General features: G+C 44.6%; 14 protein-coding genes. 7 read left to right on the forward strand and 7 right to left on the reverse strand.

What is annotated here, in order from left to right; translation table 11 throughout:
* Positions 1-41: 41 nt before the first annotated feature.
* On the forward strand, positions 42-998 hold the full coding sequence (trxB, locus tag EPL05_RS15950; protein ID WP_128534971.1) for a thioredoxin-disulfide reductase: 957 nt from the start codon (positions 42-44) through the stop codon (positions 996-998).
* A gap of 93 nt (positions 999-1091) precedes the next feature.
* On the opposite strand, the gene purE is transcribed toward trxB, so the two are convergent.
* Genes purE through EPL05_RS15965 form a run of 3 tightly spaced genes read right to left on the reverse strand, consistent with a single transcriptional unit; the run spans position 1092 to position 3427 of the window.
* Positions 1092-1583 carry a 5-(carboxyamino)imidazole ribonucleotide mutase gene (gene purE / locus EPL05_RS15955; RefSeq protein ID WP_128534972.1) on the reverse strand — a complete coding sequence of 164 codons (492 nt, stop codon included), beginning with the start codon at positions 1581-1583 and terminating at the stop codon, positions 1092-1094.
* 12 nt (positions 1584-1595) lie between these two features.
* Positions 1596-2282, reverse strand: coding sequence for a hypothetical protein (locus EPL05_RS15960; protein WP_128534973.1), 687 nt, complete (start codon positions 2280-2282; stop codon positions 1596-1598).
* Between the two features lie 5 nt (positions 2283-2287).
* Positions 2288-3427, reverse strand: a complete 1140-nt coding sequence (locus EPL05_RS15965) for a 5-(carboxyamino)imidazole ribonucleotide synthase (protein ID WP_128534974.1) — start codon at positions 3425-3427, stop codon at positions 2288-2290.
* A gap of 173 nt (positions 3428-3600) precedes the next feature.
* Between EPL05_RS15965 and EPL05_RS15970 the strand changes: the two genes are divergently transcribed.
* Together EPL05_RS15970 and EPL05_RS15975 are read left to right on the forward strand one after the other, a co-directional pair.
* Positions 3601-5055, forward strand: a complete 1455-nt coding sequence (locus EPL05_RS15970) for an NADP-dependent isocitrate dehydrogenase (RefSeq protein WP_128534975.1) — start codon at positions 3601-3603, stop codon at positions 5053-5055.
* Between the two features lie 163 nt (positions 5056-5218).
* Complete coding sequence (locus tag EPL05_RS15975; protein WP_128534976.1) at positions 5219-6361, forward strand: carboxypeptidase-like regulatory domain-containing protein; 1143 nt, start codon at positions 5219-5221, stop codon at positions 6359-6361.
* Positions 6362-6397: 36 nt separating this feature from the next.
* Here the strand turns inward: EPL05_RS15975 and proC are convergent, their stop codons facing one another.
* Positions 6398-7213: a pyrroline-5-carboxylate reductase gene (proC, locus tag EPL05_RS15980; RefSeq protein WP_128534977.1), complete on the reverse strand. Its 816-nt coding sequence runs from the start codon at positions 7211-7213 to the stop codon at positions 6398-6400.
* A 1-nt stretch (position 7214) separates the two neighbouring features.
* Positions 7215-8006: an acetylglutamate kinase gene (gene argB / locus EPL05_RS15985; protein ID WP_128534978.1), complete on the reverse strand. Its 792-nt coding sequence runs from the start codon at positions 8004-8006 to the stop codon at positions 7215-7217.
* A gap of 412 nt (positions 8007-8418) precedes the next feature.
* Here argB and EPL05_RS15990 point away from each other — a divergent pair, with 412 nt between their 5' ends.
* The 4 genes from EPL05_RS15990 to EPL05_RS16005 all read left to right on the forward strand — a co-directional run bounded on the left by EPL05_RS15990 (position 8419) and on the right by EPL05_RS16005 (position 13754).
* Positions 8419-8787 (forward strand): BlaI/MecI/CopY family transcriptional regulator, encoded by a 369-nt coding sequence (locus EPL05_RS15990; protein WP_128534979.1) that lies wholly within the window; start codon positions 8419-8421, stop codon positions 8785-8787.
* A complete protein-coding gene (locus tag EPL05_RS15995) occupies positions 8784-10991 on the forward strand; it encodes a M56 family metallopeptidase (protein WP_128534980.1) in 2208 nt (735 codons plus the stop codon). Before EPL05_RS15990 ends, EPL05_RS15995 begins: the two co-directional genes overlap by 4 nt.
* A gap of 172 nt (positions 10992-11163) precedes the next feature.
* Positions 11164-12462: an NAD(P)/FAD-dependent oxidoreductase gene (locus tag EPL05_RS16000; protein WP_128534981.1), complete on the forward strand. Its 1299-nt coding sequence runs from the start codon at positions 11164-11166 to the stop codon at positions 12460-12462.
* A 47-nt stretch (positions 12463-12509) separates the two neighbouring features.
* Positions 12510-13754, forward strand: a complete 1245-nt coding sequence (locus EPL05_RS16005) for a cation:proton antiporter (protein WP_128534982.1) — start codon at positions 12510-12512, stop codon at positions 13752-13754.
* 172 nt (positions 13755-13926) lie between these two features.
* On the opposite strand, the gene EPL05_RS16010 is transcribed toward EPL05_RS16005, so the two are convergent.
* Together EPL05_RS16010 and EPL05_RS16015 are read right to left on the reverse strand one after the other, a co-directional pair.
* Positions 13927-14538, reverse strand: coding sequence for an FMN-binding negative transcriptional regulator (locus EPL05_RS16010; RefSeq protein ID WP_128534983.1), 612 nt, complete (start codon positions 14536-14538; stop codon positions 13927-13929).
* Between the two features lie 56 nt (positions 14539-14594).
* Positions 14595-15542: a Rossmann-fold NAD(P)-binding domain-containing protein gene (locus tag EPL05_RS16015; RefSeq protein ID WP_128534984.1), complete on the reverse strand. Its 948-nt coding sequence runs from the start codon at positions 15540-15542 to the stop codon at positions 14595-14597.
* Between the last annotated feature and the right edge of the window lie 42 nt (positions 15543-15584).

Raw genomic sequence — 15584 nt, forward strand, 5'->3', positions numbered from 1 at the left:
TTTTTATTAAATTCGCATCATAATTTCAGAAAGAAAATAAAATGTCACAAGATACTGAACACGTTAAATGTTTAATTATAGGCTCCGGCCCGGCAGGTTATACTGCGGCAATATATGCCTCGCGCGCCGATCTTAAACCAGTAATGTATACTGGTATGCTGGCCGGTGGGCAGCTTACCCAAACTACCGATGTAGAGAACTTTCCCGGTTACCCGGATGGTATTATGGGCCCCGAAATGATGGAGGATTTCCGTAAACAGGCAGAGCGTTTGGGTACCGATATCCGCTTCGGTTACGTAAGCTCGGTTGATTTTTCGTCATTACCGCATAAAGTGGTGGTTGATGAAAGCAGAACCATTTTAGCCGATACGGTTATTATTTCTACCGGTGCCTCTGCGAAATGGCTGGGCCTGGAGTCTGAACAAAAATATAGCGGCTTTGGTGTTTCCGCTTGTGCGGTATGCGACGGTTTCTTTTTTAAGGGGGAGGACGTAGCTATCGTTGGAGCAGGGGATACCGCCGCCGAAGAAGCTACCTACCTTGCAAAATTAGCCCGTAAGGTGTATATGATCGTTCGCCGCGATGAGTTCCGCGCGTCAAAAGCAATGATGCACCGCGTGTTGAATACAGCTAACATCGAGATACTTTATAATACCGATACCACCGAGATATTAGGCGATGGCCAAAGCGTTAACGGCGTAAAGGTTTGCAATAACGTAACCAACGAAACCACTGTTTTAGACGTAACCGGTTTCTTTGTCGCCATAGGCCATAAGCCAAATACAGATATTTTTAGGGGGGTGATCCATATGGATGAAACAGGTTATATTTTAACCCGCCCCGGTTCTACAGAAACCAACGTAGAAGGCGTGTTCTGCTGCGGCGACGCACAGGATCATATCTATCGCCAGGCAGTAACTGCTGCGGGCACGGGCTGTATGGCCGCTATTGATGCAGAACGTTATTTGGCTGCTAAAGAGCACGTGGTAACGGCGTAGTTTAGAATAAAGATTAAGAGAAAATAGAAAAGGCGCTTATTTGGTAAGCGCCTTTATTATTGGTGAATAAATCTTTCGCCTTTGAACTCAAAACTACCCCTCCATACTTTTTGCCGATTCTTCCACCTTCTTGGCCAGATCTTCTTTAAAGGCTTTGAGGTTAGCTACGATGTATTCATCAGCTGTAGATAATATCTGTGCGGCCAATATTCCGGCGTTCTTAGCAGCGTTGAGCGCTACAGTGGCAACAGGTATACCATTTGGCATTTGAAGGATGCTGAGGATTGAATCCCATCCATCGATAGAATTGCTTGATTTTACAGGGACGCCAATTACGGGTAAATGTGTAAGTGATGCCACCATCCCCGGCAAATGCGCGGCACCACCGGCACCGGCTATAATTACTTTAATACCACGATCGGCAGCGGCGCGGGCGTAGCTAAACATACGGTCGGGCGTGCGGTGGGCAGATACTACGGTCATTTCATAGTCTACACCCAGTTCCTTTAAAACATCCGCGGCATCCTGCATAATTACAAGGTCGGATTTGCTGCCCATGATGATGGCTATTTTTGCTTGGCTCATAATTTAGTCGTATTATATATCGTTCCGATATGTTTGTGCTTCTTTTTTTGAATTTCGATAAATGATTTTTTTCAGTAGAAAAACAATTGCCAGGCCAATACCCACAGGTATACAGATAACCATTAGTACACCGATTAGGTAGCCCGTTTTATGGCCCAGTTCTGTTGCATTTTCCGACACTATACTGTCGTCCGGGATAGTAACTTTGAAAGAGTTAAAATAGGCATTAATTTTACTATCGTTCCGTTTTAAGCTATCTAACGACCAAAGAGAAAGATTGACAAGCGTGTCGTTAAAGAAAACCAGCCTATTATAATTATACATTTTTTTACCGGATTGCTTCAACGTATATAAATATTCTACGCCCTCCAGGCTATCTACCAAAACATTCTTTTTGTAAATTAATTTTGCTTTGGTGCTTTCTAAGCTTCCTTCAATAAAGGCATTGTAAAATTTATAATTTACGCTATCTGTAAAAAGGTCCTTTAATGATTTTTTTATTCGCGATACCTGCACTATGTACGATTCGCTTTCGCCCCGGTAATAATATACTAATGTTTCTGCTGATAAAGATTTAAGCTTAGGGGTATCCGGAAAACTTATCCTTGCAATGTTTTTTAAATTCTGAACGTACTTAAGCTGGCAAAAGGCGGCGATGGACGTTAGTAAAAAAACAAGGATCAGGATTATTCGTTTCATTAAAATTAGGCTATCACCTTCAGCGTCTCCTGCACAAATCTCGCTTTTTCTATCGCTTTTTCCCGGTCGTTATCAATAATAGTAACATGCCCCATTTTACGGAAGGGCTTGGTTAAGGCTTTGCCATAAAGGTGTACGTATACGCCGGGGCATTTTAATATCTTCTCTATTCCCTGGTAAACGGCAGGGCCTTCATAACCGGCTTCGCCCAAAACATTTACCATAATGGCATTGCTCAGGCAGGCGGTATCGCCCAGTGGCTGGTTAAATATAGCACGCAGGTGTTGTTCAAATTGCGACACCACATTACCTTCTATACTCTGGTGGCCGCTGTTATGCGGGCGGGGTGCCAGTTCGTTCACCAATATTTTGCCGTGTTTATCAAGAAACATCTCAACCGCCAATAAACCCACAATATTCAGGGTTTCGGCAATTTTTTTGGCGATGCTTTCGGCTTCCTGCTGTACTTCGAATGGTAGGGTAGATGGCGATATTAAAAACTCTACCAGGTTGGCTTCGGGGTTAAACTCCATCTCCACCAGCGGGAAGGTTTTTACTTCACCGCTTTCGTTACGCGCCACTATTACGCCAATTTCTTTTTCAAAGTCTATCATACGCTCTACCAGACTCGGCTCGGTAAAAGCGCCGGCAAGGTAGCTTTCGTCTAATACTTTATAAACTCCTTTGCCATCGTAACCATCCCTGCGGAGCTTTTGAATATAGGGGAACGGGATATGGCTTTCTTTTAATTGCTGTGCCGACGCGATGATCTGGAACTCGGCAGTGGGGATCTCGTTCTCTTTAAAGAACTGCTTTTGCAGACCCTTATCCTGGATCAAGCGGATAATGCGCGATTGCGGGTAAACAGCAACGCCTTCTTTCTCCAACTGCTCCAGTGCATCTACATTAACCTTTTCTATCTCTATGGTAAGCAGATCTACCTTTTTGCCAAAGTTGTAAACGGTTTCGTAATCGCTAAGCGAACCTATTACAAACTCGTTGCACAGCTTGCGGCAGGGTGCTTCGCGGTCGGGGTCTAAAACCTTAACGGTAACATTGTAATTAATGGCCTGCTGTATCAGCATGCGGCCAAGCTGGCCCCCGCCTAAAATCCCTAATCGTAAATCGCCGTAGAATGCTTTCATAGTTTGCGCAAATTTAGCCTAAATGTTTTAAAAGGAACGTAAGCGTATCACAATATAGCAATTTGTTTGTATTAATAATGGCCTTAGGAAGCGTAACAATAAGCTATGCATACATAGATAATAGCCTTTAAAACCGTACCTTTGCGCCGTTTTTAATATAATATACTTTTTCTATGAAAACCAAAATAGCAGTTGCAAAAGGCGATGGTATAGGCCCCGAGATAATGGCCGCCGTGCTTAGGATATTTGATGCAGCAAACGTACAGCTCGAATATGAGTATGTGGAGATGGGCAAATCATACTTCGATGCAGGCCACTCTACCGGGATGACCGCCGCCGCAAAGGAAACTATCGAGCGCCTGGGCTTATTATTTAAAGGCCCAATGGAAACCCCAAAAGGTAAAGGCGTAAAAAGCATCAACGTAACCGCCCGTAAAGTGTGGAATACTTACGCAAACCAGCGCGATTTTCGCTCGCTGAACGGGGTAGATACCGTTTTCTCTAAAGCAGGCATTCCTATTAACTTAACCATCGTTCGCGAAAATATTGAAGATACCTACGGAGGTATTGAGCACTTGCTTACCAGCGATGTAGCTGTCGGTCGCCGTATCATCACCCGCCCGGGTTCTGCCCAAGTAATCCGCTACGCTTTTGAAATGGCGCGCCGTAAGGGTTACACCAAACTGGCTTGCGGCCACAAGGCCAACATTATGAAATTAACGGACGGCCTTTTCCTGGAAACTTTCCAGGAGATTGCTAAAGAATACCCGGATATCGAATCATCAGATATTATTGTTGATGACCTGTGTATGAAACTGGTTTCGCGCCCGGAAATGTTCCAGGCCATCGTTTTAACCAACCTGCAGGGCGATATCGTATCAGATCTTTGCGCCGGTTTAGTCGGTGGCCTTGGCTTTGCGCCGTCTGCTAATATTGGCGACAATATCTCCATCTTCGAGGCAGTGCACGGCACCGCGCCGGATATTGCAGGCCGTGGCGTTGCTAACCCAACTGCTTTGTTATTATCAGGTATACTGATGCTGCGCTATTTAGGTGCTACAACCGTAGCTGCGAGCATTGAAAATGCATTGTTATATACTTTAGAACAAGGCATTCACACAGGTGATTTTGGAGACCGCTCTACACCATCTGCCGATACCAATACATTTGCTGATGCCATTATTGCCAACCTTGGCCAATTGCCACAAAAAGGCGTGGTAATAGCTCAGCCCGATTTTGAGGTGAAAGCTAACCATGATCACCCGCTTAAAAACAAATTAACCGTGAGCACCAACGTGCAGGAAGAGATGGTTGGAGTAGATGTTTTCGTAGAGTCGAACGCGCAACCTACCGAACTGGCCGAACTAGCAAAACGCAAGTCAACCGATAACTTTCAATTGGTAATGATCTCTAACCGGGGTACCCAGGTATGGCCTACCGGCTCTATTTTTACCGAATTGGTGAACGAGTACCGGATGCGTTTTGAAAAGAAAGACGGCACTACCATTACCCAAAAAGAGATCCTGCACATCGCGGCAGAGCTTTCCGAAGATTTTAAAGTGTGCTCGGTAGAGTTTCTGATGAAATTCGACGGTAAGATTGGCTATACTTTGGCGCAAGGACAATAGTTTAGAATCAAGATTTAAGAATCAAGAGATAAGACAGAATGAAAAATATAAACGCTCTGCTGGTAACGGTGGGGCATTTTTTTGTGGGTTTTATTTCGGGATACTTTCGGTATATTTATAGCACCAATTATAACTGCCATCCCACGGCAATTAACCTGTAACCATGAATATGAAATTCGCCATTCAAAAATTCTGCGGTTTAATGTTGTTTTTGCTGATATCAGCTACGACCTTCGCGCAGCAAACTTTAACAATAGGGGGTACGGTAAGCGATGATAAAGGGGCGATACCCGGCGCTACCGTATTTTTAACCGGCACCAAATTTATGATGGCCACCAACGCCACCGGCGATTTCAAATTCTCCAAAGTGCCGCCCGGCAATTATTCGCTCATTGTAAAAATGCTGGGTTTCGAACCATTTTTAAAACAAATGATGGTGGGCGACGCCAACGTGACGATTAATGTTTTGCTGAAAGAAAGTACATCACAGCTGGCTGAGGTTGTAATTAGGCCTAACAGTAAGGATTGGTATAAAAACCTGGAATTGTTTAAAGCGCAGTTTTTGGGCGAGAACGACAATGCCAAACAATGCAAAATTATGAACGCTGAAGTGTTGGCGCTTAACTACGATAAAGATACACGCATACTTAAAGCAAGCGCCGAAGATTTGTTAAAAATTGAGAACAAAGCCCTTGGTTACCGGATCACCTACCTTCTGGTGAATTTTCAGTTTGATACCCGCAAAAATACCGTGGTTTACCAGGGCTACCCATCATTTGAAAATATGACAGGCACCACCGGGGAGGAGGCTGCCTGGAACGAAAAGCGTGCCGGGGCCTACGAGGGTTCGATACAGCATTTTATCAGTTCGTTATACAACAATAATACAAAACAGCAGGGCTTTGTTGTTTACGAGCTGGCTAAGTGGACACCGGGCGGCAGCGGTTACTTTACCCATGCCGATTCTACCGTCCGTAAAAGACGGGTGGAGTTGGATACTATGCTTACCACCATGAACCAAAATTATAAGAAACTTGGCTTTAATAAGCCTTTATTTGTGGTGTATCTGAAAAAGCGGGAGGACACGCAATACCAGGCACATGGCTATAGCCTAAGCAAGCTGTACCAGGATAAACGCCTGGATGATGGACAAACATCCATTATTAACCTGCAAGCACCAACGGTTATCATAGATGCCAAAGGTGCTTTCTACAAACCACAGGACTTATTTTTTGAAGGCTATATGGGCTGGCAAAAAGTGGCTAATTTAACCCCGTTTGGGTTCAATTTGAAGACAGGAGGTTAGAGGTCAGAGATTAGTTATTATTCTAACCTCTAAACACTATTCGCTTTTATAAAGCACCCCTGCTTTCTCTGCAGATACTTTAATACCTTTTATCATGGCCGAGCTGAAACCGTTATGCTCCATTTCGTTAAGGCCGGCTATGGTGCAGCCTTTTGGCGAGGTTACTTTATCAATTTCCTGTTCCGGGTGTGAGGCAAGTTGCAAGAGCAGGTCGGCAGCGCCTTTTGCGGTTTGTGCCGCCATTCTAAGCGCGTCGTGCGCGTGGAAACCTATCTCGGTACCACCCTGCGATGCCGCGCGGATAGAACGCAGGAAGAAGGCAATACCGCAGGCGCAAAGCGCGGTAGCGCTGGTCATCAGTTCTTCGTTGATCTGGATAGTAACGCCAACGGTATCAAATAACGATTTTACCAGGCTGACGTTCGCATCCGAAGCGGTATCGGTAGCAATGCAGGTCATGCTTTGGCCAATGGCAATGGCGGTGTTCGGCATAGCGCGGATCACCTGCACATCTAAAGCAAGTTGCTTGCGAATGTCCGCACAGCTTACGCCCGAGACAACGGATATCAGCAGGTGTTTGCTTTCTTGTGTAGCGGGTTGTATCTCGTCCAGTAATTTATTTAACTGTTGCGGCAGAATTGCTAAAACCACAATATCAGCCTTACTAACCGCGTCTGCGTTATTTGCAGTTACGTTATACCCCTCGGCTGCCAAAGCGGCCAGGGCCCCGGTGTTGCGGCGTGTTAGTGTAATTTGCTGCGGGGTAAATATGCCCGCTTTTACTAATCCCTTAGCGAGGGCCAAACCAATGTTTCCGCTGCCTAATACGGCTATATGCTGTTGTGTATTCATCTTATTTGCTTAAACGTGTACCAAATCCCTTTTTATTTTCCAATTGCCCAAGGTCGTTCGAATGGCCGATAATAACCGCTTTAACGCCACATGAGATGGCTGTAAAAGCGTTATCAAGCTTTGGCAGCATGCCACTGTGGATCACCTTTTCCATTTTTAATTTCTCGTAACGTTCCGGGTCTATCTCTCTTATCAGCGAATCTTCATCATTAATATCCATTAGCACCCCTTTCTTTTCAAAGCAATAGATTAGTGTAGTTTCATACCTGCCAGATAGCGCTACCGCCAGTGCCGAAGCAATGGTATCGGCATTGGTGTTGAGCATTTGGCCTTCACCATCGTGCGTTAAGGCGCAAAAAACGGGTGTGAAACCACCATCAAGCAGTTTACTGAGATTTTCCGGGTTGATGGAGCCTTCGAAAAGATCACCCACAAAACCATAGTCTATCGTTTTAACCGGTCGTTTTTTGGCACGGATAAAATCACCGTCGGCACCGGTAAGCCCGATGGCGTTAGTGCCATAACGTTGCAGTTGAGCTACAATGTTTTTGTTGATGAGCCCACCATATACCATGGTCACGATGCGTAGCGTGTCGATGTCGGTAATGCGGCGGCCATCAACCATCTGCGCTTCAATACCCATGCTTTCGCCAATTTGTGTGGCCACCTTACCGCCGCCGTGTACCAGGATCTTGCAGCCTTTTAGAGCCGTAAAATCCTTCAGGAAACGGTGCAGATTCTCCGAATTATCAATAACGTTGCCGCCAATTTTTATGATGTGCAGGGCTTGCATGGTATTATATATAAGTTCGATGGCAATAATAGGGATTTTTTAGGGGATAGGGAAGAGTTGTTACCGCGTAGGTGATTTAACCACAGAGGACGCAGAGGTTGAAAGAGCTTTTTGAGTGACTACGAATTTTATGAATGAGCAAATTTAATACTAACAAATCCTACTACTTTTTAATTCGTTACAAAGCAAAAAAATCGTGTTCAGTCATCACATGCTAAAGCTTCTTATTTCACTCTGCGGCTCTCTGCGAAACCTCTGCGTACTCTGTGGTTAAATAATAAACCATGTAATATGGCACCTGATTGTAAAGTATTACTCCCATTGTCAATTACTTGCGAATTGTAACTGTAAAATCAATTATATAACTTAAAATATAGTTGTAGAACTGAAAACTAAGTTATATATTTGGTTTATGGAAGAGTTAACCCGTACCGAAGAACGCGTAATGCAAATTTTATGGAAGCTGAAGAAGGCGTTTGTAAAGGATATTATTGATGCGCTGCCGGATGAACCGAAGCCGCCGTACAACACCATATCATCGGTAGTGCGGCTGCTGGAGAAAAAGGGATATGTGGATTATAAAGCCTATGGCAAAACGTATGAATACTTCCCGGCCATTAGTAAAGCGGAATACCGGAAGGAATCGTTCAAAAAAATGTTCACCGGATATTTTGATAATTCGGCGGAGAGCCTTTTATCCTTCATGGTGAAAGAGCAAAAGCTGAGCGACGCGGATATCAAAAAAATTCAGGAAATGATCGAAAAAAACACCAAAAAATGAAAACATTCATCTACTTGCTGCAGGTATCGGCGTGTACCGGTATTTTCTACTCATTCTACTTCCTGTTTTTAAGGAGGCTAACATTCTTTACCCTAAACCGTTGGTATTTGCTGGCCACCCTGTTAATGAGCTTTGTAATACCCGCGCTAACATTTAAGGTTGATACGGTGCAGCCTTTGCCCATTATGGAGCCGGTAATGTATATGCAGAACATACAGCAGATAGTGCCGGCTGTGCAAATAGTAACAGGTAATGATGCCGCCGCTAAGCAGGAGTTTGATTGGATGAATGCCTCGCGCATCACTTACGTTTGTATAGCAGTTTTATCATTAACGCATTTGTTATTCACTCTTGTCGCTTTCTTCCTGCGGGCAAGAAGCAAAAGACTGATGGAAATTGGCAATGTAAAGGTTATCAAAGCCGGTAAAAAAGGTGGTAACAGTTCCTTCCTTAACGTGATATTTATAAATGATGATGAACTGGAGCCGGAAGAGGTGAAGCAAATTATTGCCCATGAATTGCTGCATGTAAAGTTTATACACTCTGCCGACAGGATAATTGCGCGGGTGGTACAAATTGGCTTGTGGTTTAACCCATTTGCCTACCTGTACATGCGTTCGATAGAAGAGAACCACGAATTTGAGGTAGACCGTATTGCCGCGGGAGAAGATGAAAAAGGGCTTTACGCGCAGTTGCTGTTTAAGCTGGCGGTATCAGGCCGTGGCTACCTGTTCCATAGTTTTAGTAAAGTGCCGCTTAAAAAGCGCATAGCCATGTTATTTCACAAACCAACATCCAATATGAAAAGAATTATTTACCTGCTTATTTTGCCCGTATTGCTGATAAGCTGCCTGGCATTTGCCAACTTACGATCTGATGAAAAATTGAGCGTAGTGGACGATCTGAGCTCATTGGGTAAACACCCTCTTGTGGTTATCGACGGAAAAGAATACAACGACGATATGCTTTACAAGATTGGGGGCAAGTGTGTATTGGGCATAAGCACTTTTAACCCGCCCGTTGTTAAACCTCAATATGTAAAATATGGCGATAAAATTAAAGACGGGCTGGTGATCATTAGCACCAAAAACCATCAGATCACTTATCAAACAGCCATTGAGCGGGAAAATCTTGCGAAAAAGGCGAATATCCCGCGTAACCAGTTTTATAAGAGATTAAAGCTAAAAAAAGAGGATGGGAGCGGGTTTGATAAGTGTGTGATCCGTTTACCTTCCGGTGGCGGCATGACTACCGACCTGAAAACCGACGAAAGCATCGTATTTATTGCCGACGGTAAGGTTTTTACTGAGCGGGAAGTAAACCAGGTAGAAGACTATGTAAAAACACATAAGTTTTACAGCTGGACAGCTGGCGAAACAGAAAAATACAACGGTAATGCCGATAAGGATATTAGTGTGTATGCAAATTATTTCGCTTTCCTGAGCAGAACAGGCGATACCACAGTTGGCATTAATAAATATCGCCAAAAAGTAATGCGAAATGGTAAACGGGTACTCCCAAACCATAAAACGTTTGATGATTATAATAACTCTGATAAAGGAAAACAAGATAAGGCAGCTTCCGAAAAGGTATTGGGAAAGACGCTCATTTTTAAAGTGCTTGGAACGATAGACACCAGCTATCATAATATGTTTGCCGGTAAGCTTAAGGGCTACAAGGTAACGCAGGGAAACGATGAGTATGTTTTGCAAGCAGGAGGGAAGTACCATGCCATAGACGGCTCACTACAGCCGGGAGACGAAGTAGAGGTTAAAGTGCAGATGTGTTTGTATGGTCCCGATTCTCCCCTGATCATTTCTCCGGAAATGGTTACTAAAAGTGGCAAACTTATCTATCAGGCTGAAATGGAGAAAGCATTGGAATACGCATTTCTTTATGAAGCCAATCGTGTTCGTTTTACCGATGGAAAAGTAACCGGTGTGCAGAAATACGCCAACGGTAACTGGAAAAGCGCCGTATTGCAGGTAGCGAACGGTTACAGGATAAAGTTCAACTTAAAACCGTCGGCGCCGGCTATAAAGAGCATCGCCGCCGGCGACCATGTATGGCTGCGTTTTGTGCATGAGATGAAAACAGGCGCAAAAGAGTACACAGTTAACGATTGGGTAGCCTTAAGTAACAAAGTGAAAGACTACGGTGTTAAAAACCCTGAATACTTTTATAAGTATTATGAAAAAATATAAATAGTTCTACTATCGAAAACAGAGCCGCAGAATTACCCTCTGCAGCTTTTTTTTTGCACCACATAATTTGCTAAAAAATATTGCCATTAAAAACACATATTTAGCTTGGGCTGTTACAGCTACACACAAACCGGCCGTTTTATAAGTACTTTGCGGTCTGTAACATGCAGCTATGGATAAAAATAAAAACGCTAAACCACGTGTATTAATTATTGGCGGCGGTTTTGCCGGTGTACAATTGGCAAAGAATTTAAAAAATGCCCCGGTTGAGGTTTTACTGCTCGATAAACACAACTATCATACCTTTCAACCGCTACTTTACCAGGTGGCAACGGGTGCAATTGAAGGCGATTCGATAGGCTTTCCTATCAGAAGGATCTTCAGCAGGCAAAAGAATTTTACCTTCCATTTGGCCGAAGTGCAGAAGATAGATACCGAAGCGAGAATTGTAACGGCCAACATAGGCGATATTCATTACGATTACCTGGTGATAGCCACCGGGGCAAATACCAATTACTTCGGTAATAAAGAACTCGAGCATTATACGCTCCCCATGAAAAATATTGCGGAGGCGCTAAACGTGCGCAGCCTCATCATCCAGAATTTGGAAAAGGCTTTGGTAACTGTTGACGAGGCCGAACGCGAAGCGCTGCTCACCTTTGTGGTGGTTGGCGGTGGGCCGACGGGGGTAGAGCTCTCCGGTGCTATCGCGGAACTGCGGAAATATATTCTTTGCAAAGATTACCCCGGCCTTTGCGATAAAGACATGAAAGTATATTTGGTGGAGGGGAAAGATAGGGTGCTGGGTGCCATGTCTGAACAGGCATCAATAAAAGCTAAAAAATTCCTCACTGATATTGGCATTACCATTTACAATGGCGTACACGTTTCCAGCTACAACGGCGATATTTTAAAAATTGATAATGGTGTTGATATTAAAACCCGCAGCGTTTTTTGGGCCGCCGGCGTACGCGGCGAAATGCCCGAAGGGCTATTGTCCGAAGCCATTGCCAAAGGCGGCCGTATCCAAACCGATGAGATAAACCGGGTAACGGGGTATGAAAATATATTTGCTATAGGCGATGTTTCTTCTGTGGTAAGCGAAGCCAATCCCAACGGCTTCCCTGGTGTAGCGCAGGTTGCGCTACAGCAAGGTAAATGTTTGGCCAGTAATTTGTTATGTATCATCAATAACAAGCCCACCGCGCCCTTTAACTACAATGATTTGGGGACGATGGCCACCATTGGCCGTAATAAAGCTGTTGCCGATCTGAAGCATTGGCACTTTCAGGGTTTTTTTGCCTGGTTCCTGTGGATGTTTGTACACTTGCTCTCGCTCGCCGGGTTTAGCAACAAGTCCATTGTGTTTTTTAACTGGGCCGTTAATTACCTCACCCGTAACAGCGATAACAGGCTGGTTATCCATTCGTTCGATACCAACACCATGATGACCGATCCCGTGGCGAAATAATAAAACTATTTACACATTCCTATGGTTGTAGCATTTAACCACAAAATATGCACCTGTTTCTCGTCATAGCGCTGCTGGTAATTGTAAGCGCCTTATATTCTTACATCAACGCCCGGTTTTTAAAACTGCCGGGCACTATAGGTATCATGGCGCTGGCCATCATCGGCTCGATCCTCACCATTGCGGTAGATAATCTTGACCCTAAGATAGCGCGATACCTTACCCTGCTCGCCAAAAACATCAATTTTTCTACCACGGTACTAAATATTATGCTGGGTTTCCTGCTGTTTGCCAGCGCGTTTAATTTGAATGTACGTAAGCTTAAGCGCGAGATGCGCCCGGTGCTCATATTAAGTACTTTGGGTGTAATACTTTCCACTGCTGTATTTGGTACATTACTTTATTACGTCGTCGGTTTAATTGATATAAAAATCCCTTACGTTTACTGCCTGCTGTTTGGCGCCTTGGTATCACCTACAGATCCGGTGGCCGTAGGGGCCATAATAAGAGGTTCTAAGCTGCCATCCAGCCTGGAGACGATCATATCAGGGGAGTCTTTATTTAACGACGGTGTAGGGCTCGTTTTGTTTATTACTTTGTTGGAGATAACCCGTACCGGGCCAGAAAACATAGATCTTGCAAAGGCTGTGATGATATTTGTGCAAGAGGTATTCGGCGGTCTGGCACTCGGGGCTGTAACGGGGTTTTTGGCTTATCGGCTTATGCTGTCCATCAAGGATTTCCAAACCATTGTATTGGTGTCGCTTGCGTTGGTGATGATCAATTCCGTGGTTGCTGAGATGCTTCATCTCTCCATTCCCTTATCCGTGGTTACAGCAGGGTTATTGACCGGTGGCAGATCTATCAATGCCGATAACAAGGAGCATTCGCACGAAGCGCTGGAAAGTTTCTGGAACCTGATAGATGAAATGTTAAACACCATGCTCATTGTAATGATAGGGTTGCAGATGGTGAATTTGCCCTATATCAAAAATTATTACCTCACCGGCGCTATCGGAATAGTGCTGCTCTTGATCGCCCGATGGCTGAGTATAGCGCTTCCGCTAACTTTCCTAAGGCGCTCATTAAATGTAAGTTATAGCAATGTGAATATACTCACCTGGGCAGGAGTGAGGGGCGGTATCACCATAGCCTTAGCGCTGGCATTGCCGGCATCTCCCTATCGCCATTTTATCCTTTCAGGAAGTTATTTTATTGTGATATTCTCCATCATCGTGCAGGGGTTAACGTTGAACAGAGTGATCAATGCGTCGTATAGAAGTAAGGATTGAGGCGACCGGAGGTGTTAATAGTAGAGCATCACTTCCTTTCCCACATCGTCGTTGCGAGGTACGAAGCAATCTCTAAACAGGACAAGTCCGCCGGGCATGTCACCTACTTACCTATCGGGAGGTTGCTTCGTGCCTCGCAATGACGGTTGGGGACAATCGGCACAGCGGGGGATTAATCCTTCAACCCAGCCATATATCCCGCAATGTCCTTCTCGTTCTGATCTGCAGAACCCCTAAACGATTTAACAATATTCTCACGCTCTACCTCAGTTCTATTTTGACTCAGCTTCTTTTTACCCTGGATGTCTTCAACGACAATTTCGAACCCGACAATCCCGTTCATCATCTTAAACTTATAGTCATCAGGCAATTGCGCCCATTGCTTTAAGTAATTGGCCTCGTAAAAACCGATCATCTTTTCCAGTAATTTGGCTACTTCGGCCTTGTCTTCTATCAAATTCGCTTTGCCATAAGCGTGTACCGCAAGATAATTCCAGGTGGGTACGTTAAGTTCCTTTTCGTAATTGGATGGGGAGATGTATGCGTGAGGCTCGGTGAATATTACCAGCGAGGTCTCGTTAAAAACAGCTTCGGATTGTAGGTTAGTCTTAGCAAAATGGGAGATTAAAACCAATGTGCCTTCCCGTTGCTCAATCAAAAAAGGCAGGTGCGTTGCCTGTGGTAAGCCGTCCATATTCGTCACGATAGTGGCGAAGCTGTACTTCTGCATGAACCTTATAATCTCTTTACCATCAGTTATTTGAAAATATTTTGGCGTATACATAGGAGTAGAATCAAGAGTTAGAACCAAGAGACAAGACAGAATAAAAAGCAGTACGGTTACAGCGCTTCCAGCATCTGTTTCAGCACTGCCTGGGCAGCCCAAACACGGTTACCTGCTTCGTGGATCACTACGGATCTATCACTGTCTAATATTTCGGATGATAGTTCCAGGTCGCGGCGTACAGGCAGGCAATGCATTACTTTTGCGGTTGGCGCTTCTTTCAGTTTATCCAGTGTGAGCATCCAATCTTCATTACCCGGCAGAATTTTGCCATAAGGCTCGTAGGCCGACCAATTCTTCACATAAATAAAGTCGGCATCCTTTATCGCTTCATCCTGGTTATGGGTAATGGTTGCACCATTGGTGAATTCCTTAGAAAGCTCATATCCAGCCGGCTGAGCGATCACGAAATCTACATCGCCCTTGCACATCCATTCGGCAAAAGAATTGGGTACAGCCTGCGGCAGGGGCTTTATATGTGGTGCCCAGGTTAACACTACCTTGGGGCGGTCGTTAGTTTTAAGTTCTTCAATAGTTACCAAATCAGCAAGGCTTTGCAAAGGGTGGCGCGTAGCCGATTCCAGGCTCACTACCGGTACTTTACAAAACTCCACAAACTTGTTGAAGATCATCTCGCTATAATCTTCCTCGCGGTTTTTTAAACCTGGGAAAGAGCGTACGCCAATAATATCCGAATATTCGCCCATTACGCCGGCTGCTTCGCGGATATGCTCTACAGTGGTGCCGTTCATAATCACTCCATCCTGCAATTCCAGCGCCCAGCCTTCCTTATCAATGTTAAGCACAATAACATTCATACCCAAATTCTGACCGGCCTTTTGGGTGCTGATACGGGTACGCAGGCTTGGGTTTAAAAAAACGAGGCACAGGGTTTTATTCTCGCCGAGGTGCTTATGGGCAAAAGGGTTTTGTTTCAGCTGCAATGCTTCGGCAACCAGTTGTTGCACATCGCTAACGTCATTAACAGAAGTAAATAATTTCATCGCCTCGTTTTTGCCTCAGCTTACATCCCTTTAAAGGAGAGG

Origin of the sequence: Mucilaginibacter gilvus (assembly GCF_004054195.1) — a bacterium.
GTDB classification, from domain to species: domain Bacteria; phylum Bacteroidota; class Bacteroidia; order Sphingobacteriales; family Sphingobacteriaceae; genus Mucilaginibacter; species Mucilaginibacter gilvus.